15 protein-coding genes are annotated in these 23,121 nt (G+C 73.8%); 10 read left to right on the forward strand and 5 right to left on the reverse strand.

Annotated features, from left to right (window positions below; all coding sequences use genetic code 11):
* The 6 genes from infB to K7472_RS30670 form a co-directional block, all read left to right on the forward strand.
* Positions 1–2,148: translation initiation factor IF-2 (infB, locus tag K7472_RS30645; protein ID WP_222982273.1), on the forward strand; the 2,148-nt coding region annotated here is incomplete at its 5' end.
* Between the two features lie 166 nt (positions 2,149–2,314).
* A complete protein-coding gene (locus tag K7472_RS30650) occupies positions 2,315–2,608 on the forward strand; it encodes a DUF503 domain-containing protein (protein ID WP_222982275.1) in 294 nt (97 codons plus the stop codon).
* A gap of 27 nt (positions 2,609–2,635) precedes the next feature.
* Positions 2,636–3,100, forward strand: a complete 465-nt coding sequence (gene rbfA, locus K7472_RS30655; protein ID WP_222982277.1) for a 30S ribosome-binding factor RbfA — start codon at positions 2,636–2,638, stop codon at positions 3,098–3,100.
* Entirely contained in the window at positions 3,097–3,999 is a 903-nt protein-coding gene (truB, locus tag K7472_RS30660) for a tRNA pseudouridine(55) synthase TruB (protein WP_222982279.1), read from the forward strand. Before rbfA ends, truB begins: the two co-directional genes overlap by 4 nt.
* Before the next feature lie 312 nt (positions 4,000–4,311).
* Complete coding sequence (locus K7472_RS30665; protein ID WP_222982281.1) at positions 4,312–7,773, forward strand: S1 family peptidase; 3,462 nt, start codon at positions 4,312–4,314, stop codon at positions 7,771–7,773.
* Between the two features lie 144 nt (positions 7,774–7,917).
* Positions 7,918–8,859: a bifunctional riboflavin kinase/FAD synthetase gene (locus K7472_RS30670; RefSeq protein ID WP_222982283.1), complete on the forward strand. Its 942-nt coding sequence runs from the start codon at positions 7,918–7,920 to the stop codon at positions 8,857–8,859.
* A gap of 147 nt (positions 8,860–9,006) precedes the next feature.
* Here K7472_RS30670 and K7472_RS30675 read toward each other — a convergent pair whose 3' ends face one another.
* The 3 genes from K7472_RS30675 to eccE form a co-directional block, all read right to left on the reverse strand.
* Complete coding sequence (locus K7472_RS30675; RefSeq protein WP_222982285.1) at positions 9,007–11,772, reverse strand: SCO5717 family growth-regulating ATPase; 2,766 nt, start codon at positions 11,770–11,772, stop codon at positions 9,007–9,009.
* 282 nt (positions 11,773–12,054) lie between these two features.
* Complete coding sequence (locus K7472_RS30680; protein ID WP_252396507.1) at positions 12,055–12,831, reverse strand: hypothetical protein; 777 nt, start codon at positions 12,829–12,831, stop codon at positions 12,055–12,057.
* A complete protein-coding gene (eccE, locus tag K7472_RS30685) occupies positions 12,831–14,213 on the reverse strand; it encodes a type VII secretion protein EccE (protein WP_222982287.1) in 1,383 nt (460 codons plus the stop codon). The genes K7472_RS30680 and eccE overlap by 1 nt, the downstream gene beginning before the upstream one ends.
* Positions 14,214–14,569: 356 nt before the next feature.
* Between eccE and eccB the strand changes: the two genes are divergently transcribed.
* Together eccB and mycP are read left to right on the forward strand one after the other, a co-directional pair.
* Positions 14,570–16,099, forward strand: a complete 1,530-nt coding sequence (gene eccB, locus K7472_RS30690) for a type VII secretion protein EccB (RefSeq protein WP_222982289.1) — start codon at positions 14,570–14,572, stop codon at positions 16,097–16,099.
* The gene (mycP, locus tag K7472_RS30695) at positions 16,099–17,295 is read left to right on the forward strand and encodes a type VII secretion-associated serine protease mycosin (protein ID WP_222982291.1); all 1,197 of its coding nucleotides are present in this window, start codon (positions 16,099–16,101) and stop codon (positions 17,293–17,295) included. The genes eccB and mycP overlap by 1 nt, the downstream gene beginning before the upstream one ends.
* A gap of 117 nt (positions 17,296–17,412) precedes the next feature.
* Here mycP and K7472_RS33070 read toward each other — a convergent pair whose 3' ends face one another.
* Together K7472_RS33070 and K7472_RS30705 are read right to left on the reverse strand one after the other, a co-directional pair.
* Positions 17,413–18,774 carry a DUF8017 domain-containing protein gene (locus K7472_RS33070; RefSeq protein WP_252396508.1) on the reverse strand — a complete coding sequence of 454 codons (1,362 nt, stop codon included), beginning with the start codon at positions 18,772–18,774 and terminating at the stop codon, positions 17,413–17,415.
* Positions 18,775–18,932: 158 nt separating this feature from the next.
* Positions 18,933–20,534, reverse strand: coding sequence for a beta-N-acetylhexosaminidase (locus K7472_RS30705; RefSeq protein ID WP_372458138.1), 1,602 nt, complete (start codon positions 20,532–20,534; stop codon positions 18,933–18,935).
* Between the two features lie 650 nt (positions 20,535–21,184).
* Between K7472_RS30705 and K7472_RS30710 the strand changes: the two genes are divergently transcribed.
* The gene (locus K7472_RS30710; RefSeq protein ID WP_222982295.1) at positions 21,185–21,634 is read left to right on the forward strand and encodes a DUF2563 family protein; all 450 of its coding nucleotides are present in this window, start codon (positions 21,185–21,187) and stop codon (positions 21,632–21,634) included.
* Complete coding sequence (locus K7472_RS30715; RefSeq protein ID WP_222982297.1) at positions 21,631–23,028, forward strand: hypothetical protein; 1,398 nt, start codon at positions 21,631–21,633, stop codon at positions 23,026–23,028. The genes K7472_RS30710 and K7472_RS30715 overlap by 4 nt, the downstream gene beginning before the upstream one ends.
* Positions 23,029–23,121: the final 93 nt, after the last annotated feature.

The raw sequence follows: 23,121 nt of genomic DNA on the forward strand, positions 1-23,121 counted from the left end.
GGTCGCGGTCCCGGCGGTGCCGGTCGTCCCGGCGGCGGTGGCGGCGGCGGTCGTCCCGGCTTCGCCGGTCGCCCCGGTGGCGGCGGCGGTGCCGGTCGTCCCGGCGGCGGTGGCGGTTTCGCCGGCCGTCCCGGTGGCGGTGGCCCCGGTGGTGGCGGCGGCTTCGGCGGTCGTCCCGGCTTCGGTGGCCGTCCCGGCGGCCCGGGTGGCCGTGGTGGCACGCAGGGCGCGTTCGGCCGTGGCCCGGGCGGTCGCCCGGCGCGCGGTCGCAAGTCGAAGCGTCAGAGGCGCCAGGAGTACGAGGCCATGCAGGCCCCGTCGGTCGGCGGCGTGATGCTGCCTCGCGGCAACGGCCAGACGGTCCGGCTGTCGCGCGGTGCGTCGCTCACCGACTTCGCGGAGAAGATCAACGCCAACCCGGCGTCCCTCGTCCAGGTGATGCTGAACCTGGGTGAGATGGTCACCGCGACGCAGTCCGTCTCCGACGAGACGCTTCAGCTGCTCGCCGACGAGATGAACTACGTCGTCGAGATCGTCAGCCCGGAGGAGGAGGACCGCGAGCTGCTCGAGTCCTTCGACATCGAGTTCGGCGAGGACGAGGGCGGCGAGGAAGCGCTCGTCGCGCGTCCGCCGGTGGTCACCGTCATGGGTCACGTCGACCACGGCAAGACCCGCCTGCTGGACGCGATCCGCAAGACCAACGTGGTCGCGGGCGAGGCCGGCGGCATCACCCAGCACATCGGCGCGTACCAGGTGGCGACCGAGGTGAACGGCGAGGACCGCCGCATCACCTTCATCGACACCCCCGGTCACGAGGCGTTCACCGCCATGCGTGCCCGCGGTGCCAAGTCGACCGACATCGCGATCCTGGTGGTCGCGGCGAACGACGGCGTGATGCCGCAGACCGTCGAGGCGCTCAACCACGCCAAGGCGGCCGACGTGCCGATCGTCGTCGCGGTCAACAAGATCGACGTCGAGGGCGCCGACCCGACCAAGGTGCGCGGTCAGCTGACCGAGTACGGCCTGGTGGCCGAGGAGTACGGCGGCGACACGATGTTCGTCGACATCTCCGCCAAGCAGGGTCTGCACATCGACGACCTCCTCGAGGCCGTCATCCTCACCGCCGACGCCTCGCTCGACCTGCGGGCCAACCCGGAGCAGGACGCGCAGGGCATCGCGATCGAGGCCCACCTCGACCGCGGTCGCGGCGCCGTGGCCACCGTGCTGGTCCAGCGCGGCACGCTGCGGGTCGGCGACACGATGGTGGTCGGCGACGCGTACGGCCGCGTGCGGGCGATGCTCGACGACGGCGGCAACAACGTGGAGGAGGCCGGTCCTTCGACGCCGGTCCTGGTCCTCGGTCTGACCAACGTCCCCGGCGCGGGCGACAACTTCCTCGTCGTCGACGAGGACCGCACCGCCCGCCAGATCGCGGAGAAGCGTGCCGCCCGCGAGCGGAACGCGGCGTTCGCCCGCAAGGGCATCCGCATCTCGCTGGAGGACCTGGACAAGGCCCTCAAGGCGGGCGAGGTCCAGCAGCTCAACCTCATCATCAAGGGCGACGCGTCCGGTTCGGTCGAGGCCCTGGAGTCCTCGCTGCTCCAGCTCGACGTCGGCGACGAGGTGGACATCCGCGTCCTGCACCGCGGTGTGGGTGCGGTCACCGAGTCCGACATCAACCTGGCGGCGGGCTCCGACGCCATCGTCATCGGCTTCAACGTCCGCGCGGAGGGTCGCGCGACGCAGATGGCCGAGCGCGAGGGCGTCGACATCCGGTACTACTCGGTGATCTACCAGGCCATCGAGGAGATCGAGGCGGCCCTGAAGGGCATGCTCAAGCCGGAGTACGAAGAGGTCGAGCTCGGCACGGCGGAGATCCGCGAGATCTTCCGCTCGTCCAAGCTGGGCAACATCGCCGGTGTGCTCATCCGCTCCGGCGAGGTGCGCCGCAACACCAAGGCCCGGCTCATCCGCGACGGCAAGGTCGTCGCGGAGAGCCTCACCATCGAGGGCCTGCGTCGCTTCAAGGACGACGTCACCGAGATCCGCGAGGGTTACGAGGGCGGTATCAACCTCGGCAACTTCAACGACATCAAGGTCGACGACGTCATCGCGACGTACGAGATGCGCGAGAAGCCGCGCGGCTGACGCGGCTGACCGGTCCGGCCGGGGCCCGGTCGGCGGAGATAATCCGTCGATCGGCCCCGGCCGGTGCCGGTAGTGTGGAAAGAGCTGATCACGTCGGCGAGCAGCCGGCCGCGTCAGCCGCCATCCGTCACACGAGGCCTCCCGGGTCGGCTTTGACCCGTTGCCCATGTACGTAGGGACTCTGTCCTTCGACCTGCTTCTCGGCGACGTCCGCTCGCTCAAGGAGAAGCGTTCCGTGATCCGTCCCATCGTGGCCGAGCTGCACCGCAGGTTCGCGGTGAGCGCCGCCGAGGTGGGGGAGCAGGACCTGTACCGCAGGGCCGTCGTCGGCCTCGCCCTCGTCTCCGGCGATCCGGGCCACCTCAGAGAGGTGCTGGAGCGCTGCGAGCACTGGATGGCCGCGCGCCCCGAGGTGGACCTGCTCTCCGCACGACAGCGGATCCACGGCGAAGACGACTGAACCACCCGAGAAGAGAGAAGATCACGCATGACCGACACCGCGCGGGCGCGCAAGCTGGCGGACCGCATCCGGGTCGTGGTCGCCGAGACCCTCCAGCGCCGGATCAAGGACCCGCGACTGGGGTACGTGACGATCACCGACACCCGGGTCACCGGTGACCTGCGGGAGGCGACCGTCTTCTACACGGTCTACGGCGACGACGAGGAGCGGGCCGCCTCCGCCGCGGCGCTGGAGAGCGCCAAGGGCGTGCTGCGTTCCGAGGTCGGCCGGCAGACCGGCGTCCGGTTCACCCCGACGCTCGCCTTCGTCCTGGACGCCGTCCCCGACAACGCGCGCACCATCGACGACCTGCTGGCCAAGGCCAAGGCCGCCGACGAGCAGGTCCGGGAGACGTCCGCGGGCAAGGACTACGCGGCCGGCGCCGACCCGTACCGCAAGCCCGCCGAGGACGACGAAGCCGAGGCCGGTGGCGACGCCTCGGACGACGCGTGAAGCGCAAGGGTGTCGGCCCGGACGGGCTGGTCGTCGTCGACAAGCCCGCCGGGCTGACCTCGCACACCGTGGTCTCCCGGCTGCGCCGCCTGGCCGGCACCCGCCGGGTCGGGCACGCCGGGACCCTGGACCCGATGGCGACCGGCGTGCTGATCGTCGGCGTGGAGAAGGCGACCCGGCTGCTCGGCCACCTGGCGCTCACCAGCAAGTCGTACGACGCCACGATCCGCCTCGGGCAGTCCACGGTGACCGACGACGCGGAGGGCGACGTCACCGCGACCGCGTCCGCCGCGCACGTCACCCGTGAGGCGATCGACGCGGGCGTCGCCGAGCTGACGGGCGACATCCTCCAGGTGCCGTCCAAGGTCAGCGCGATCAAGGTGGACGGCCGGCGCTCGCACCGGCTGGTCCGCGCGGGCGAGGACTTCGAGCTGGCCGCCCGGCCGGTCACGGTGTCCGCGTTCACCGTGCACGAGGTGCGCGTCAGCGCCGCGCCCGACGGGACCGCGCTGCTCGACCTGGACGTGACCGTGGACTGCTCCTCGGGCACCTACATCCGCGCCCTCGCCCGCGACCTGGGTGCCGGCCTCGGCACCGGCGGGCACCTGACCGCGCTGCGCCGCACCCGGGTCGGGCCGTACGGGCTGGACGGGGCGCGGACGCTGGAGCAGCTGGAGGAGTCGTTCTCCGTGCTGCCGCTCGGGCAGGCCGCGGCGGCCGCGTTCCCGCGCTGGGACGTGGACGAGCGCACCGCCGGGCTGCTGGCCAACGGCGTGCGGCAGAAGGCGCCGGGGCTCGGCACCGGGCCGATCGCGGTGTTCGGACCCGAGGAGCGTTTCATCGCGCTGGTGGAGGAGAAGCGCGGCGAGACCCGCATCCTCGCCGGGTTCGCGCAATAAAGCGCTGAAGTGCAAATCCTACGACCGTATTCGCCGGTATTCCGTTCGGCCCGGCGAATGCGGTCCTACGCCTGGGCGCCTTGCGAAGGCGCCTCACGGTGCACGCACCGACTACGGCACCGACTCCGACGATGCCCCTGTGACCAGCGGCTATCCATGCCGCATCGGTGATTCACCCCAACGTGGCGGAACCGGGGGTGAATTCGGTCGCGGAAAGGGTCGTCTTTCCTTCGCGCCCTGTCGGGAAAAGGTGTTCACCCCTACCGTCGAATCGCGTTTCTTGTCCTGCCGATTCGACGGGGAGGTTGGTGCATGGCCCTCGGAGTTCCGCGCGGCGCAGGCCGGGGGAGGCCGGACCCGGACGACTCGCTGGTGCGGATCCACGACCTGGCCGGACGGACGCGCGGCACCGGGTTCCTCATCGACACCCACGGCACGCTGCTGACCAGCCACGAGGCCGTCGACGGACTGCCCCGGCTGGTGCTGCACGCCACCGGCGAACAGACCTGCCTGGCCGACGCCGCCGCCGTCACCCCGCTGCCGGGCCTGGGGCTGGCACTGGTGGCCACGGACGGGCTGGTCGCCCCGCCGCTGCCGGTCGCGCCGTACGGGCCCGCGGACCTGGACGGCCGGGTCCGGGTCCGGGCCCAGGAGTGGACCGAGGCGCGGGTCGTGGGGACCGCCCCGGGCACGTACACCGCGACCGACCGGTTCCATCTGCTGCCCGAGGTCTACGCGTTGGCCACCGGCGACGTCCAGGCGTTGCGTCCGCATCCGCTGGTCTCCGGCAGCCCGCTGATCGACGCCACGACGGGCGCGGTGGTCGCCCTGCTCGCCACCGCGCTGCACGCCGAACGTCCCGCGGCCGCCTACGCGATCCCGCCGCGCGGCACCGGACCGCTGGCCGAGGCGCTCGCCCGCAACGCCGCCACCGTGCCCGTCTACGGCCCGCACCTCAACCTCGCCGGCGCCCTCCACCTCACCGGCACCTGCGTCGGCGCCGCGACGGGCGCGGGACCGCTCGGGGAGCGGCTCGACCCGGTGCGCAGACCCGACATCGAGGCCCATCTGCGACGCTTCGCCGAACCAGCCGACGACCAGGGCCCGTTGACGCTCGCGCTGGTCGGCGAACCCGGCTGCGGCCGCAGCACGGAACTGGCCGCGCTCGCCGCCCGCCGGGCCCGCGAGGCACGTCCCGCGCCCACGGTGTGGCTGCGCGGAGCCGAACTGCGGCCCGGCGACGGCGGGTTGCGGGACGCGGTCGAACGGGCGCTGCGCGCCGCCGGACGGATCATCGACGCGGCGGCGGGCACGGCACCCCGCGGCGGCGCGGAAAGTGTCAGCCCGGACGCGGTGGCCCGGCTCGCCCGCGGCGCCGGACGGCCGCTGCTGGTGCTGCTGGACGCCCCGGAGGAGATGCCGCCCGCGCTGGCACACGCGCTGCCCGACTGGATCGCGGGCACCGCGCACTGGCTGCGGGACGCGGACGTGCGGCTGGTCGTCGCCTGCCGTCCGGAGTTCTGGGAGCACGCCGGACGACACTTCCCGCCGGGCACGCTCCACGACCCCGGCACGCCCGCCCGCGCCCTGCCGCCCTGCGTGCTGCTCGGCGACCTCGGGCCCCGGCAGGCCGCCTCCGCCCGCGCCCGGCACGGCGTCCCCGACGACGCGGTGGCCCCCGCCGACGCCGGGCACCCGCTCACGCTGCGGCTGCTGGGCGAGGTGCGCGCCGCCACGCCCGGCCTCACGGGCGTCCCCGACCGCGCCGACGTCTTCGCCGCCCACCTCGACCTGGTCTGCCTGCGTGTCGCCGGCAGGCTCGCTCCCGACGCGCCGCCCTCCGCGCTGCGGCGGCTGGCCATCCGGGTCGCGGGCCAGGCGCACGAGGCGGCCCGCCGCTGCTTGGGCCCCGGCCAGGGCGAACTGGACCGCGAGGCGTTCGAGCGGATCTTCCCCTGGCGCGGCGGCTGGGCCTCCGCAGTGCTCGGCGAAGGACTGCTGGTGCCCGCGGGCGCCGGATACCGTTTCGCGCACGAGGAGTTCGGCGACTGGCTCCAGGGCGCCCACCTCGACCTGGACACCGCGCTGCACGCCCTGGTGCACCGCTGGACGACCGCGCCGCGGCCCGGCCGGGATACCGCCGTACGCCTGCCGTCCCGTCCCGCCGCCATCGCGCCGCCCGACGGCGGACCGCCCCCGCCGCCGCCCGCTCCCGCGCTGGCCCCGGCCGAGCCGCCGCACACCCTGCCGGTGCCCCGCCACCGCATCGGACCCGTCGCGCAGTCCCTGCTGCTCACCGCCCGCAGGGACGGCCCCGCCTCGCTCGCGCACCGCCTGCACGCCCTCGTCTCCGCGCTGGACACGGACGCCCCGGAACCCGCCCGGGTGGTCGCGCACCACGCCGCCGACCCGCGCCCGGACGCCCCCGAGGAACGCAGGTCCGACGCCACGTGGTGGGCGGCGCACCTGCTGGGGGAGGCGCTGCTGCGGGTGCCGGACGCCGAGCCGTACCGGGGGGTGCTGCGGCGGCTGGCCGAGCGGATCACGGTGCGGGCCGTGGCGCGCGGCGGGTTCGCCGGGTCCGAGGGGCCGCGGGTGCCGCAGGGGCTGGCCGAGTTCGGGCCGTGGTTCTGGCGGCGGCTGCCGCTGACCACCGCGACCCGGCTGGACCTGTTGCGGCTGCTGCTGCCCGCCGACCCGCCGCCCGCGCCCAGGCGTCCCGGGCCCGTGCCGCGCGAGGACCGGTTCATCGCCGCCGTGGACGAGGTGGTGCGCGAGGACACGGCCGCCGCGCTGCCGGTGCTGTGCCGCTGGTTCGGCGACGACCGGCCGCTGGCAGCCGCTCCCGGCGCGCGGGCGCGTCCCACGGTGGCGACCGCCGCCCAGGCCCTGCTGCACACCCACCGGCACCACGCCCTGGACGCCCTCGCCGAGGCGCTGGCCGACGCGGGTCACGCGCGCGCCGACGAACTCCTGGGCGCACTGGCCGAGGACGAGCCGTCCGCCGTGTGCCGCGCGGTCGAGCGCTGGGCGCGCGACGCACGCGTCGAACGGCGGGTGGCCGCCGCCGGACACGGACTGCGGGTCGCCCCGCACGTCCGCACCGAAGAGGACCGCGCCCGGTTGCGGGGGGCGGCGCTGGCGTTGCTGGGGGAAGCGGGTGCTGTGGAGACGGGAGGGGCGGGCGCTTTTACGGAGGCGGAGGCGGAGCCGGGGTCGGGGCCGGGGTCGGTGGACGATGCCGGAGACGCTTCGGGGGCGCGGGGGGCCGCGCTGGCGCTGCTCGTCCGCGACCCGGTGACCCGCAACCGGTACCTGCCCGCCGCCGTCGCGCGTTTCGCCGCGGGCGATCCGTGCGTCCCGGCGAGCGCACTGGCCGCCGCGCTGGCCACGCACCCGGAACCGGTGCTCGCCGCCTTCGGCCGCCGCCTGCGCGAACCGGGCCCCGGGGCGGCCGAGGTACTGGCCGCGTTGTCCCGGGTCACCACGCCCGCGCTGGCCCGCCGCGCCGCCGCGCTGGTCAGCGGCTACGCCCGACGCTGCCCGGCGGGCGCGTCACACGTCGCCGCGTACCTCGACGCCCGGCTGGAACAGGGCCCGGCGGCCCGCGCGGTGCTCTTCCCGCTGGTCGCGGTGCTGCTGCGGACACCGGGGCAGGAGGTACGGCGAGCGCTCACCCCCGTACTGACGTCGGCCGGCACGCCCGCGTCCCGGCCGCTGCGCAGGGAACTGCTGGGCGTGCTGCGGGCCCAGGAGACCCCCGTCGGCCACTAGTCACCACGGCCCCGCCCGCCGGACCCGTGCACGCCCGGCGGCGCGGACATGGCAGGCTTGGACCCTGCATGCTGTGTGGATACACGGGGACCTGTTTCCGTATCCGCACCAGGACGAGAAACGCACGGGCGAGGAGCGGTCACGGTGGAGCGCTGGCGGGGCTTGGAAGACGTTCCCGAGGGATGGGGGCGCAGCGTCGTCACGATCGGTTCGTACGACGGAGTGCACCGCGGACACCAGCTGATCATCGGACGGGCGGTGGAACGCGCCCGCGAACTGGGCGTCCCCGCCGTCGTCGTCACGTTCGACCCGCACCCCAGCGAGGTCGTCCGCCCCGGCAGCCACCCGCCGCTGCTCGCCGCGCACCACCGCCGCGCCGAGCTGATGGCCGAGATCGGTGTGGACGCGCTGCTGATCCTGCCGTTCACCACCGAGTTCTCGCAGCTGTCGCCGGGCGACTTCGTGCGCACGGTGCTGGTCGAGAAGCTGCACGCCCGGCTGGTCGTCGAGGGCCCGAACTTCCGCTTCGGCCACAAGGCCGCCGGTGACGTGGAGTTCCTGTCCGCGCTCGGCCTGAAGTACGACTACGGCGTCGAGGTGGTCGACCTGTTCATGCGCGGCGAGGCGGGTGGCGGCGAGCCGTTCTCCTCCACCCTGACCCGGCGGCTGATCGCGGAAGGCGACGTGACCGGCGCGATGGAGATCCTCGGCCGCCCGCACCGCGTCGAGGGCGTCGTGGTGCGCGGCGCCCAGCGCGGGCGCGAACTCGGCTATCCCACCGCCAACGTCGAGACCCTGCCGCACTCGGCGATCCCGGCGGACGGCGTCTACGCGGGCTGGCTGGTGGTCGCGGGCGAACGGATGCCCGCCGCGATCTCGGTCGGCACCAACCCGACGTTCGACGGCACCGAGCGCACCGTCGAGGCGTACGCCATCGACCGCGTCGGCCTCGACCTGTACGGGCTGCACGCGGCGGTGGACTTCCAGGAGTATCTGCGCGGGCAGGAGAAGTTCGACTCCATCGACGCGCTGCTGGAACGGATGGCGGTCGACGTCAAGCGGGCGCGGGAGCTGGTGGAGGGCTGAGCGCCCGGCCGCGGTCCCGCGAGCGCGGGCGCGATGGTTTCGACGCGCGAGGGCCCGGACGCGAGGGCGTGATGGTCTTGACGCGCGAGGGCCCGGACGCCCGCTCGTCGTGAGCGGGTGTCCGGGCCCTCGCGCTGTCGCCGTCGCTCAGCCCTGCGGCGGGGGCGGCGGGTAGCCGTATCCCGGCTGGGGCTGCGGCTGGGACGGGGCCTGCGGCTCCTGCTGCCAGCTCTGGCCCTGCGCGGGCTGCTGCGGCCAGCCCTGCGGTGCGCCCTGCGGCGGTACGCCGGGCTGCGGGGCGCCGGGGTGCTGGGGGTACGGGGGTTGCTGCGGGGGCTGCCCCTCGTACGGCGGCGGGGGCGGCGTCTGCCCGCCCGGGTAGCCCTCGTACGGCGGCTGCGGCGCGTAGTGACCGGGCTGCTGTTGACCCGGCACCGGCGGCGCGACCTGCGGCGGCGGCGTGCTGCCGTCCCCTTGCGTCCACAGGCCCTGGGCCTGCTGCGCGCGGGAGAAGTCCTCGGCGATCATCGCGGCGAGGGTGAAGTACGCTTCGCGGGTCTTGGGCCGCATCATGTCGAGGTCCACCTCGGCGCCGGCCGCCAGGTGCTCGTCGAACGGTACGACGACCACACCGCGGCACCGCGTCTCGAAGTGGGAGACGATGTCCTCCACCTTGATCATCTTGCCGGTCTCGCGCACCCCGGAGATCACCGTGAGGCTGCGGCTGACCAGGTCCGCGTAACCGTGCGCGGACAGCCAGTCCAGCGTGGTGCTCGCGCTGGAGGCGCCGTCCACGGACGGCGTGGAGACGATGATCAGCTGATCGGCCAGGTCCAGAACGCCTCGCATGGCGCTGTAGAGCAGACCGGTGCCGGAGTCGGTGAGGATGATCGGGTACTGGCGGCCCAGCACGTCGATCGCCCTGCGGTAGTCCTCGTCGTTGAACGTGGTGGACACCGCCGGGTCCACGTCGTTGGCGATGATCTCCAGACCTGACGGCGCCTGCGAGGTGAAGCGGCGGATGTCCATGTAGCTGTTGAGGTACTGGATGTTCTGCACCAGGTCGCGGATGGTCGCGCCGGTCTCGCGGCGCACCCGGCGGCCCAGCGTCCCCGCGTCCGGGTTGGCGTCGATGGCGAGGATCTTGTCCTGCCGCTCGGAGGCGAGCGTCGCGCCCAGCGCGGTGGTCGTCGTGGTCTTGCCCACGCCGCCCTTGAGGCTGATCACCGCGATCCGGTAGCAGGAGAGCACCGGCGTGCGGATCAGCTCCAGCTTGCGCAGCCGCTCGGCCTCCGCCTGCTTCGCGCCGAACCGGAACCGGGACGCGCCCGGCACGTTGCTTCCGGGCTTGCGCGCCTTGGGCTGGTTGCGCAGCAGCCGGTCGGAGGACAGTTCGACCGCGGCGGTGTAACCGAGCGGCGCGCCGCCGACGGTGCGCTGCCGCTGGTCGGGCGAGACGGTGGGCCAGCCGCCGGTCCGCGGATCGACGGGGGCCTGCGGCTGGGCCTGCTGCGGGGGTTGCGGCTGCGGAGGCTGCGGGGCCTGCGGCTGCTGGGCCGCGGGCGGGGGCAGGGGCGCGGAGGGCTGACCGGGCTGACCGGGCTGACCAGGGTGTGGGTAGCCGTACGCGGGCGGCTGCTGGTGCTGCGGCGGTACGGGGGCGGGGCCGCCCTGCGCGGGGAAGGGAGGCCGCGGCGGCTGGTCGGCGGCGGGCGGCGGGAGCGGCGGCCCGGGCTGTCCCTGGTGGGGGTAGCCGTACGCGGGCCGCGGCGGGGGCGGCGGCTGCTCGGCGGGACCGGACTGCGGCTGCGGCGGCTGCTGTTGCTGCGCGGGCGTGGCCTGCGGCTTCTGGAACTGCGGGGGCAACGGAGGTACGGCCGCGTGCGGCTGGGGCTGCGGCGGCTGAGGGCCGGGCGGCTGGGGCGTCGGCGTCCACTGGCTGTCCGGCGCGGGCGGCGCCCACGACTGCGCTCCCACCGGCGCGACCGGCTGCCCCTGCGGGGGCTGGGCCTGCGGGGGTTGGGCCTGCGGGGGTTGGGCCTGCGGCGCGAATTCCGGGACGCGGTCGGCGGGGGAGGGCGGTCCGGGCACGGGCGGCGGAGGTATGGCGGGCCCGGACGTCTGCGGGGGCTGCGGGGCGTGCGGTGTCTGCGGAGGCTGTGAGGCTTGGGGAGGCTGCGGCGCCTGCGGAGCCGGGGGAACGGCGTCGGCGTCGGCGGGCGCGTCGGCCGTGGGTGTGGTGACCGCGGGCGGTGCGACGGGGGCCGTGGTGACCGGGGCCTGCGGCGTCGCGTCGGACGGCGCGGGCGTGGGCGCCTCGGGCCCGTCGGCCTCCGGTTCGGGCCGCTTGAGCGACAGCGCGGAGAACCGCTCGGTCGAGCGGAACGCGGGCTCCCGCCGGGCCTCGCCCGCGCCCTCGCCCTCAGAGGCCGTGTCCGAGGGGGTGTCGGCGGGAGCCGGGGCCTTGATGCCGTCGAGGGACAACGCGGAGAACCGCATGGTGGAGTTGGGCCGTTCCGCCCCGGACTGGCCACCCGCACCCGGCACTTGGCCGTCCGGCGTCCCGGAACCCTGCGCGGAAGCGGCGTAAGCAGCGGAAGCGGCCGGAGTGGCGGAACTCGCGGAACCGGACGAGTCCGCGGGGCCGGTGGCGTCGGAGAGGGCCGCCGGGCGGGGTGGCAGCGGCGGCGGAGGGGGCGCCACCGGAGAGGGCGCCACCGGAGGCTGCGCCGCGGCAGCCGCGGAACCCGCGCCGGATTCGTCCGCGCCGGCCCCCGCACCGCTTTCGTCACTGTTGTTCGTCATGTACCAGGCAGGCGGCGTGTAGTCGATGGTGAACTCGCCCGTGTAGTCGGCGTCCGTCGACCGTGCCCCGTCACCGCCGACGTGGTTCTCGTCCCGGTCGCTGCTCACTGTGCCTCCTGGATTGCTGTCATGCCCGGCTGCGTCCACGTCGCACGCGGGCGCGCGGCACCGCGAGGACGGACACGGCGCGTGCCGTGGGCCACCGGTGACCCCACCCCCGTACCGCGGCGGCTCCCGCAGCCTTTGCCCGCGCCAGCCCGGAGACCGGTGTCACGCGAGCCGTGCCACGGGCACCTGCTGTGCTCCTGCCGCTCAGGAGGACAGCCTAATCATGTGACCGGCATCCGTGTCAGGTCCGTCCCCCGGGCGGAAGGCCGCCGCCGGTACGCCTCAGTCCACCCGGCGCGGGCCGCCCAGCAGCCCCGACTCCGCCTCGGTCGGCCGCGTCATCACGAACTGCCGGTGCTGTCGCGTGCACCACAGCGCGAACTGGTCGCCCAGCCCGGGCAGCGCCTCCACGTCCCGTTCCGGCAGCCGCATGAGCCGGCCGACCAGCCGCGCCTCGTCCGGCGAGACGCGCTGCACCCCGACGAGCGACGCGCCCTCCAGCAACCTCGGCGCGGTCGGCCCCAGATACGGCAGCAGCGTCAGCACCGACTGCCACGGCGCCGCCGCCACCCGCCCGCGCGGCGGACGCACCCCCGCGTCCCGCACCACCAGCACCGGGCTGCCCACCGACGCCCCCTGCGGCGGAACCCGGCCGACGTCGTACACCGTCACGCACGGCTGACCGCCGCCCGCCGCCTGGGCCAGCGGGGTCCACAGCTGGGGGCGGGCGGTCTCCACCGCCACCCGGGCACCGGTGGCCGCGGTCCGCAGCGCGATGACCTGCGCCGTCCAGATCCCGCCGATCAGCACGACGTCCAGCGGCGTGGGCCGGTTGACGCCCAGCACCGCGGGACGGCCCGCGTTGTCCACCCCGATCACCACGCCGTCGTCGCCCACCGGCAGCCCCACGGCGGCCAGTTGCTCGACGGCCAGCACGTGCCGGGGCCGACGCGGCCCGCGCAGCCCGAAGCCCAGCCGGGGCCGCCCCCCACGCGAACGCCCGCCCACCGCCGCGGCGGTCACCGCATCGCCCCCCGGGAACCCCGTCGGCGCCGTCATCAGCGGGCACCCCCCAGCGGCAGCGTCGCCAGCACACCCGGCACCTGCTCACGGTCCAGCCGCACCAGGTCCACCTTCACCCCGCGCGCGGCACGCTCCAACTGCCGCCGCGTCGCGACCAGTTCGGTGTCGCTGCGCCCGGTCACCCGTATGTGTCCGGTGAGCGCCGCGACGTCGCCCGGCCCCCGGCTCGCGGTCAGGCTGAACGTCGAGGCCAGCGCGGGCATCGACGTCAGCAGCGCCACCAGGTTCGGCGCGGGCGTCCCGCCGGGGCCCAACCGGGGCCAGCGGCCTATCCAGTACGTCGTGTGCCGCCGGTCGTCGCAGCGCCAGGTGCGCGAGGTCTCGGCGGTACGGCGCACGGGGGTGTCCGACCGCGCGGCCTGCGCCCCCGCGTGCGGATTGACACAGGCCGAGGTGGCGATCGCCGACGTCAGCCCGGCCTCGTCCAGCACGCTGGCGTCGAAGCCCGCGCCCGCCAGTCGGCTCGCCAACTGGTCGGCGGCGCGCAGCAGGGCGCGCTGCGCCCCGACGAGCCCACCGCCCCTGGCCAGGACCGCCTCGGGGCACAGCTGCGGATCGAGCTTCAGCGCGACCCAGGTGAGCCGGACCGACGGGGCGCCCGACTGGGCCTGCAACGGCGCGTAGGAGCGGGCGGCCATCGCCTGCTCCGGCAGGTGCGGCGCGGGCGCGGGCTGGGTGTGCTGGACGACCTGGACGGACTCCAGCCGTATGCCGTCCACCTCCAGCGCCCCGTACACCAGGTCGAGCGGCAGCGGCCGGGCCGTGCGCAGCGGACGCAACGGGGCGTCGTTCGCCTGCACTTGGAGCACCGCGGTCAGGAACGTGCCGTCGCCGACCATGCCCACGGCGCGCTGCTCGCCGTCGGTGCGGTCCACGCGGTCGGCGTGGCCGTCCGGGCCGCCGCGTCCGGGGCGCAGGTAGGTCAGGGTCCGCAGACCGGGCTCGCACTCCACCGCGGGCGCGAGACCCGGGTCGGTGCCCGGCGGAACCGGCTGACCTGCCGTACGCCGCCTCGCGCGCAGCGCCAGCGCGGCCGTCAGCCACTCCGGCGCGGGCCGCCGGTGACGCCGCACCACGGCGAGCAGCACCAGCGCCACCGCCACCACGCAGGCGGGCACCACCAGCAGCGGGTGCGTCGCCCACGCGGCAAGCGGCACGGCGACCGCGACCTCGATCAGCACCAACTGCCCCAGCCGCAACGGCCCGAAGCGACCGGAGCGCGGCTGGAGCCGGAACACGGCGCCGGACGGGGCGTCGGCACCGGAGGCGGCGTCGGCACCGGACGGCGCGCTCGCGGCGGGCACCGCGCCGCTGTCCGCCCTGGTGCGGCCCCGTACCGCCGTCGTCGTGCCGGCCATCCCCGTCACCCCCTCGCACTCCGGCTGCCCGGAGTCCCGTTCCCCTCGCCGTCCGCGTCCTGTCATCGCCCCGGACCGGCCGCCCGACGCCCGACCACCGTGCCGGGCACGGCTGTTGACAGGCTGTCGGCCCACCCGCACGGCGCGTGCGGATCCATTACCGGCATAGTAGAGGGCCGCACTGACAACGACGGCCGGGTGCCCCGCCGACGGCCACGCCCGGCATTCCGGCGCCCGGCGGCCACGCGGCGCCGGGCGTCACCGGGACCGACAGCGACATCGGGACCGGCAGTGACATCGGGACCGGCAGTGACATCGGGGCTCACAGCGACATCACCGGGGGAGACGAACAGCCCATGGCCTCACGGCGGGACGAGCTCAACGCGTACACCTTCGCCAGGAAGCGGACCGTCGCCGCGTTCCTCCAGCCGTCACCGTCCGGCTCCGAGGAGGGCGCGCCGCGTCCGCTGCGCGCGGTGGCGCCGAGCCTCGTCGCCGCCGCGCTGCTGGTCGCCGGGTTCGGCGCCTGGGGGCTGATCAAGCCGGGCGCGCCGCAGGGATGGGCCGAGCCGTACTCCAAGGTCCTGGTGGGGAGCCAGTCCACCACGCGGTACGTCGTCGTCGAGGCGGGCGGCAAGAAGCAGCTCGACCCGGTGCTCAATCTCGCCTCCGCCAAACTCCTGCTGGACCCCTCGAAGTTCGGCGTGCTGAAGGTCGACGAATCGGTCCTGGACAACGGCGAGATCCCGCACGGTCCCACGCTCGGCATCCCCTACGCCCCCGACCGGCTCCCCGGCGCGGGCGACGCCGGGACGCCGAAGCTGTGGGCGGTGTGCGAGCAGCCGGGCGGTGACGTGACCTCGGCGCAGAAGGCCGCGTTCGTGCTCGCCGCGCGCGACGCGCCGAAGGTGGATGGCACCGGGCGGCTGCGCGGCGACCAGACGCTGTACGTGCAGGGGCCGGACGGGACGCGCTACCTGGTGGACGCCTCGGGCACCAGGTTCCCCATCCAGCCGGGCGCGACGCGGGGCGGTGACCCCAACCTGCTGCTGCGCGCTCTCTTCGGCGACGGCGCGGTCCCGCAGAAGGTGACCGCCGACTGGCTGGAGACGTTCAACTCCGGGCAACCGCTGGCGTTCCCGCACCCCGACGGCTTCGGTGGCCCCGCCGGGGTGCCCCGGCTGGATCCGCGACTGGACCACGTCGGCATGGTGCTCAGCGCCCCCAGTGGCGGCGGCACCCAGAGCTACGTAGTCCTGCGCGGTCAGGTCGCCCGGGTCTCCGCCCTCGTCGCCACCCTGCTGCTCAACGCGCCCGGCGCACCAGCGATGTACCCCGGCGGCACGCCCGCCCCGCAGCACGTCGCGGCGCAGGACCTCACCCCCGCCGCCACCCCGTACCTCGGTGACACCGGCTGGCCGGCCACCATGCCGCACCAGGCCGACACCGGCTCCACCTCCACCGTGTGCAGCGTCTACCGCGGCACGATGAACGGCTCGCGACCCGCGCTCAGCGTCTGGGCGGGCACCGACTACCCGGCAGCCGTGGCGGACGGCGGCTCCACCGCCTACGTCACCCCGGGCTCGGGGCTGCTCTACCGCCAGGTGACCGGCAGCGCGGGCGGCAGCGGCCCGGTGTTCCTGCTGACCGACACCGGACTGCGCTACGGCGTGCAGTCCAACGACGACAGCGACACCGCCAGGTCGAAGGTCACCGATCCGTCGGCCGGGAGCACGTCGGACGGTCAGCAGCAGACCGACGAGGCGCAGGTACGGCTCGGCTACGGCGGCGTCCAGCCGGTGCCGGTCCCGCGGACCTGGTCGTCCTTCCTGCCCGCCGGGCCCACGCTCGACACCAACAGCGCGGCCCAGCCGCAGGGTTCGTGATGCGCGCGCGTCGCCTGGCCCTGGCCGCGCCGGCCGCCGCCCTCCTGCTGCTGCCCTGCGCGGCCCCCGTCGGCCACGCGGCCACCGTCCTCGACGGCGACGGCGAGTGCACGTACCCCGCGCCGCAGATCAAGGGCACCCCCTGGTCGCTGCAACGCGTACTGCTCGACCAGCTGTGGCAGTACGGGCGCGGCGAGGGCGTCAAGGTGGCCGTCATCGACACCGGCGTCGACAACCGCAACCCGCAGCTGCGTCAGGCCGTCGACACCCGTGACGGCGAGGACCTGATCGACCCCAAGGGCGACGGCACCGACGACACCGTCGGCCACGGCACCGAGGTCGCCGGGATCATCGCCGCCCGCCCGGCGTCCGGCACCGGCTTCGTCGGCATCGCGCCGCAGGCCACGATCATCCCCATCCGGCAGAACGATGACCAGGGGCACGGCGACACCAAGACGCTCGCCAAGGCCGTCGACGACGCGGTGCGCGACGGCGCCCGGGTCATCAACATCTCGCAGGACGTGGCCAATCCGCTCACCCCCGACCCCGTCCTGGGTGCCGCCGTACGTCACGCGCTCGACAGCGACGTCGTAGTGGTCGCCGCAGCGGGCAACGACGGCAGCGGCGGCAAGCTCAACACCACGTATCCGGCCGCCTATCCGGGCGTGCTCGCGGTCGGCGCGTCCGACCGCGACGACGAACGCGCCGACTTCTCCCAGGCGGGCTCCTTCGTCGGCGTGGCGGCGCCCGGCGTGGACATGGTCTCCACGGTCCCGCTGGGCGGACAGTGCGCGGACAACGGCACGAGTTTCTCGGCCCCCTACGTGGCCGCAGTCGCCGCCCTCGTCCGGGCCAAGCACCCCGGCTGGACGGCGGGGCAGGTCGTCGCGCAGATCGAGCAGACCGCGGACCGGGTCGACCCCGGCCGCAACGACTTCATCGGCTGGGGCGTGGTCGACCCGGTCCGCGCGCTCACCGACGACGCCCGGCCGATCGACCACCCGGTGCCCGACCAGCGGTCCGCCGCCACCGGTGAACGGGTGCGCCCCGCCGCCCTCACACTCGGCGAGACCCCGCAGCAGCGCGCGGAACGCACCGCCACGTACGCGCTGGGTGCGGCGGTCGTACTGGTCGCGGCGATCGCGGGCGGCACGGTCGTGGTACGGGACGCACGACGCCGCCGTACGTCGCGTTAGCGGCCGCGACGTATACGTGGCCTCGCGCGACACCACGTATACGTCACGGCGTGCGGAGCAACGTATGCGTCACGCCTGCCGGAGCGACGTACGTACGCGGCCCGCACCTACTGCCCGTCAGGAACCGCTGTAAGGGCGCACGGTGCTCATGATCTTGTCGATCTGGGCCTCGGTCAGCGCGTTCGGCACGTCCTGGTCCGCGTAGATCACCCACTCGTGGACCGTGCCGTCCGGCAGCTGCTGCGCGATGGACTTGGCGATCGCCCGCGGCGGCACGCAGGAGCTGGGGCGGTAGATGTCGGTGGCGGTGGCCGTCGACGTCCAGCCCTTGATCCCGTTGTGGTCCCAGGGCACGGCCTTGGTCACCGAGATCCTGGGCTTGTGGTCGGCACCGCCGTAGGCCGCGAACACCCAGTTGCCCGCGACGTTGTAGGCGTTCTCCTGCAGGGAGCCGCCACCGCTGCCCTGGGTGCCGATGGTCGCCAACTGCCCCTTGCCCGCCTGGCCGATGGTGTTGGCGTTCGGGTGCGAGGCGCAGCCGCCCTCGTGGTAGTCGGCGGTGCCGCTCATCGCGACGATCGGCTTGCCCTGGTCGTCGGTGTACGCGATCTCGATCCCCGGGTCGTACACGTGCCACTGCTGCGAAGTCGGCGGCACGTCGTACGCGAAGTGGTGGTCGGCCCGGGTCTGCGTCTGCCAGCCCGTGATCATCGGCTTGAGCGGTCCCGCCGTCGAGTTGGGGCCGCCCGAGGCGGGCGGGGCGGGCGCCGGCGCGGAGGCGGACGTGCCGGGACCGTTGTGCGCCTGGTCGGACTTCTTGCCGTCACCCTTCATCGCGAAGGCGACGCCCCCGCCGATCACCGCGAGCGCGACGACCGCGCCGACGACGGCGTACAGCGTCCTGCGGCTGCCCGGGGACCGCGGGCCCTGCGGGTCCTGGCCGGGCTGCGGGGAGTCGGGGGCCTGCGGGGTGCCGTACTGCGGTGCGCCGTACTGGGGCGCGGCGTACTGCTGCGGGGCGGTGCCGTACGGGTTGGGGCCGGGCTGCCCAGGGTGACCGGGCTGGCCGGGCTGCTGCGGCTGTGCGGCCTGCGGGGGCGGGAAGGCGCCGCCGGGCGGAGGGGGCGGAGGCGGGTAGCCGGCGCCCTGCTGCGGGGCGGGCGGGTACGCGCCCTGCTGCGGTGGCGGGAACGCCCCCTGGGGCTGCTGCGGAGGCTGTTGGGGCTGCTGGCCGGGGAACCCGCCGTGCGGCTGCGGCAGTTGCGGCATCTCGCCCGTCGGCGTCCAGCGCGGGGCCGGACCGAACCCCTGCGGCGCCCCCTGGGGGGCTCCCTGCGCCGGCTCGCCGGGCTGCGGCTGGGCCTGCGACGACTCGGCCCGCGGCGGCTGCGCGGGCTGCTGCTGCGGCTCCGGGGCCTGCCCGGGCTGCGGCGCCCGCGGCGGTTGCTGGGGATCGTTGGGGTTCTGGGGCCAAGACATGGCCGATACCTTATGCCGCCGACTGTCGCCACCCGATCGAGGAGTGGCGACAGAACGGCAACAGGCGGGCGTGGCGACTGGCGCGGCCCTACGATCTCGCGGTGAGGGTCGGCCCCTACGACTGCGTGCCGGGCCCGCTACGAGTCCGCGGCGGGCCTCTACGACTCCGAGGTGGGCCAGGGGACTTGGGCCGAGTGGTAGTAGCCGATCCCCATCGCGTCCCACCGCGGTCCCTGGGCGGCCAGCCGTACGGAGAACGAGTTCCAGTCATGCGTGGCGGCCGGCGACCACCCCAGTTCCGCGATGGCCGGAAGCCGGGGGAAGGCCATGTAGTCGATGTCGGCGCTGGTGGTCAGGGTCTCCGACCACAGCGGTGCCTCGACCCCGTAGACCGCGGACGCCGGGGCGCCCTTGACGAAGGTCGCGGGGTCCCAGTTGTAGGCGTCCTCGACCTCGATGTATCCGGCCCAGTTGAGCCCCAGCACGGTGCTCTTGTCGTACTTCATGTCCATGTACGCGTGGTTGGCGGGCGACATCACCAGCCGCGTCCCCGCCTTGGCCGCAGCGATGACCGAGGCCTCGGTCCCCGTCGTGCCCCAGTACTGCGCGATGGCGCCCTTGACCGGGTGCGCGTCGGTGATCTCGTTCCACGCCATCACCGTCTTGTGCAGCCCGGTGACGATCGGCTGGACCTTGTCCGTGAACGTCGTGTAGTCGGCCGCGCTGGTCGAGTGCGCCTCGTCGCCGCCGATGTGCAGATAGGGGCCGGGCGTCAACGCCGCCAGTTCACGTAGCACGTCGGCGACGAACGTATACGTGACGGGTTTGGCGACGCACAGGGAGCTGAAGCCCACGTTGGTGCCGGTGTACAGCGGGGGAGCGACCCCGTCGCAGTCGAGGTCCGCGTAGGAGGCGAGGGCGGCGTTGGTGTGCGCGGGCATGTCCATCTCGGGCACCACGGTCATGAACCGGCTCGCCGCGTACCGCACGATCTGCTCGTACTGCGCCTTCGTGTAGTAGCCGCCGGGGCCGCCGCCGACCTCGGTCGAACCCCCGTAGGTGGCGAGCTTCGGCCACGAGTCGACGGCGATGCGCCAGCCCTGGTCGTCGGTGAGGTGCAGGTGAAGGTAGTTGATCTTGTAGAGCGACAGTTCGTCGATGTAGCGCTCGACCTGCGCCACGGTGAAGAAGTGGCGTGCCACGTCCAGCATGGCGCCCCGGTAGGCGTAGCGCGGGGTGTCGGTGATGGTCCCGCCCGCGACGGTCCACGGCCCGGCCTGCGGGGTCCGCGCCTCGACGTTCGCGGGCAGCAGCTGGCGCAGCGTCTGCACGCCGTGGAACAGCCCCGCGGGCGCGTCGGCCTCGATCAGGACGCCCGAGTCGCGCACGTCCAGCCGGTAGCCCTCGCCCCCGAGCCCGGGCATGTGGGCGACGCGCAGGGTGATCGCGCCGGGCCGCGCGTCGTGGGTGAGCGGGAGCGCGTAGCCGGTCGAGGGCCTGAGCAGTCCCGCGAGGTACTGCCCGACCTGCGCGGCCGGCCCGCTCGCGTCGATCACGGCGTGCCGCCCCAGGGTGTACGGGGCTCCGCCCGGCTGGACGGAGGAGGGCTCCGGCACGACCTGCCCCAGCGGTCTGGGTGGCGCGGCCGCCGCGACGGCGTTCGGCCCGGCCGCCCCCACCCCCAGCCCGACCCCGCTCAGCAGCCCGAGCACGGCCGCGTACGTCCTGATCTTCCGCCAAGCCTTCTGTCGTCGCCTCACGAATGACCCCTTCGACGGTGTACCCCGAGGACCCGAACCGGCTTCCCACCCTCCCCTGATCGCCATCCCTGAGTACCGCGCCCCTGACGGGCGGTCAAGGGGTGTAGACCATTCGGTGGTGCGGGGGCGAGGTGAATGCGACAGGAGACGGTCGGTCCGCCTTTCGGGTGGAGCGGGGGGAGGAATGCGGGAGTTTCCGTGAACCCGTAAGAATTCATAAGCGGCCGGTCGGCCGGAAATTCAATGGGGTGAGGGGGAGGTGTCATGAATGCCGCGATCTGCGATCCCGCGGTGGGTGATGCGTGTGCGCGAATGCGGAGGGAAGTCGCGGGGGCGTGGTGGTGGCCGGCCGGCTGGGCGCTCGTGGGAGCTTGCCGGTGGGTGGCTGTGAGCAGGGCGTACGTGGGTGTGGGTGGGGGTGTGGTGTGGTTGATGGCGCGATTTGTGCGGTGCGTGAGGTGGCCGCGGTGGGGGCGAAGGCGCCGGGGTGACGTGGGGCGACCGAACGCCGCGGAACGGCTTGGTTCAACAGGCAATAACCGGCCGTCAAGTCGCTTAAGGGAAAGCCGGGTTACCGCTTTGAGGGCTGTCAGTGCCCGGCGATAGAGTGAGGATCACGTGGCGCAGCAGACAATCGGGGGGAGCGCGTCGTGAGTACGCCCAACGGCAACGCGCAGCAGCTCGCGCGCGAAGCGGAGTCGCTGAAGAAGTTCAAGGACCGCATCGACAAGATCCTGGCCGACCTGGACACGTCCGAGGCGTCTCACAAGAGGCTGGGCACCCGGAAGATCCCGCCGGCGTCGTACGGCGACTTCACGGAGGCCCAGGACCTCGCGTCGCAGTACGACAAGGTGCACACGCAATTGGTCACGATGTCGCAGACCTTCAGCGACCAGATCGAGGCCCTCGGCATAGCCGTCCAGATGGCCAACGGCGACTACGAGGGCATCGACCAGGAGCAGCAGGACCGGCTCATGGCCATCCAGAAGCGCACCGCGCAGTACTACCACGCGCCGGCGTCCGCGCACTCCGGTACGGGACAGGAGCCCGGTGGCGGGCAGTCCTCGTCGGACCACGACGGAAGGGGGGTGTCGGCGTGAGGTCGGACCCCGGAGGCGGCGTCCCCTTCGACCCCTCGTTCAAGTCGTCCTTCGAAGACCTGTCGTTGGAAGACATGAACGCGATGGTGGCGTCCGCGAACAGCCAGCACCTCACGACGACCGGCGAGGCGCTGGTGGACGCCCAGTCCAAGATTCAGGGTGTCGCGGACGACCTGAAGAGCCACCTGAGTGGTGTCTCCTGGCAGGGAGACAGCGCCCGGGCCTTCCAGGACTGGGGATCTCAACTGACCACCCAGAGCTATGACCTCGCGGACTACACCGGCCTGGTCGGTGAACAGCTCATCACCGCGGGCTCGAGCCTGCAGTACGTGCAGAAGGCGATGCCCAAGTCGAAGCGCACGGAGTGCTTCGTCGACCCGAAGAAGGAGCAGGCGGCGGTCAAGGCGGAAGAGCCCGACCGCCAGGAGGCGATCACGCTCATGGAGAGCCTGTCGTCCTCCTACAAGTGGGCCAACGGCCAGATCTCCGGGGGTAAGGCTCCGAACTTCCAGCCCGTGCCTTATACACCCACCGGGGGCTTGATCGAGGCATACATGCGCCCCTACGGCTCGGCTGTCGAGACCCCGGATACTGACGTGACGCCTGACTATGATCCGGGCGGTGCCTCGCGAGACCCGGTGTACAACGAATCCGGTTCAGACGGCGGAGTCACCGCGGGGCGGTCGGGTGCTCAGACATCGGTGCCTGAGGCGGACTGGCGTCCGGCCTCACGGACGTCGCTGGATTCTGTCGCGCCTCCGAGCACGGTGACGGCGGCGCGGCCTCCGGCGTCTGCCAGAGGCGGGCATGACAGCCCTGGTACTGAACGAGGTATGAGGCCCGGCATGTTGCCCCCTCCCTACCGCACAGTGGAGACCCCGCCTGCCCGGGCAGGCAACGTCGTGCGAGTTCCGCCGGAGGCATCGCTCAACGAGAGCGACGAGGGCCCGGGGTTTCCATCCTCGGCTCGCTCTCTCGGGGGCGGCGACGCAGGCCAGGGGATCTTCGGCGGCACTCCGCAGGCCTTGTCGAACCCTCGGTCCGCGGGACGCTACGGCCGTGCGATCGGTGGAGAGGCAGAGGTTTCAGCACCGGGTGCTACGGCTGGATTCGGTTCTGCGCCGGTTTCAGCGACCAGCGGCGTTCCCTCAGGGCGTGCGGGGGAGACGATTTCCGGCCAGGAGCAACTGAGGGCTTCCGCCGAGGAACCCGCGCAGTTCACCTCGGGCGGGTCCGGACTGGTCGGGGGCCGGTCCGTGGGCGGGTTGGGCACGCCTGGCACGCCGGTAGGCGGAGGTGGAAGACAAGGTGCAGCTCGTCCGGACTATTTGCAAGAGGAGGAAGAGACCTGGGATGTGGGCAGGACGGATGTCGTCCCGCCGGTCCTTGGCTAGTCACCAGCGATGTGGACATTCGGAAGCTGTAGTGCTGTGCGCGCTGCCGGATGGAGTAGGACCATGAGCAGGCTTACGCGGGGGCTCGTTGTG

Source organism: Streptantibioticus parmotrematis, from assembly GCF_019890615.1.
GTDB lineage: Bacteria > Actinomycetota > Actinomycetes > Streptomycetales > Streptomycetaceae > Streptantibioticus_D > Streptantibioticus_D parmotrematis.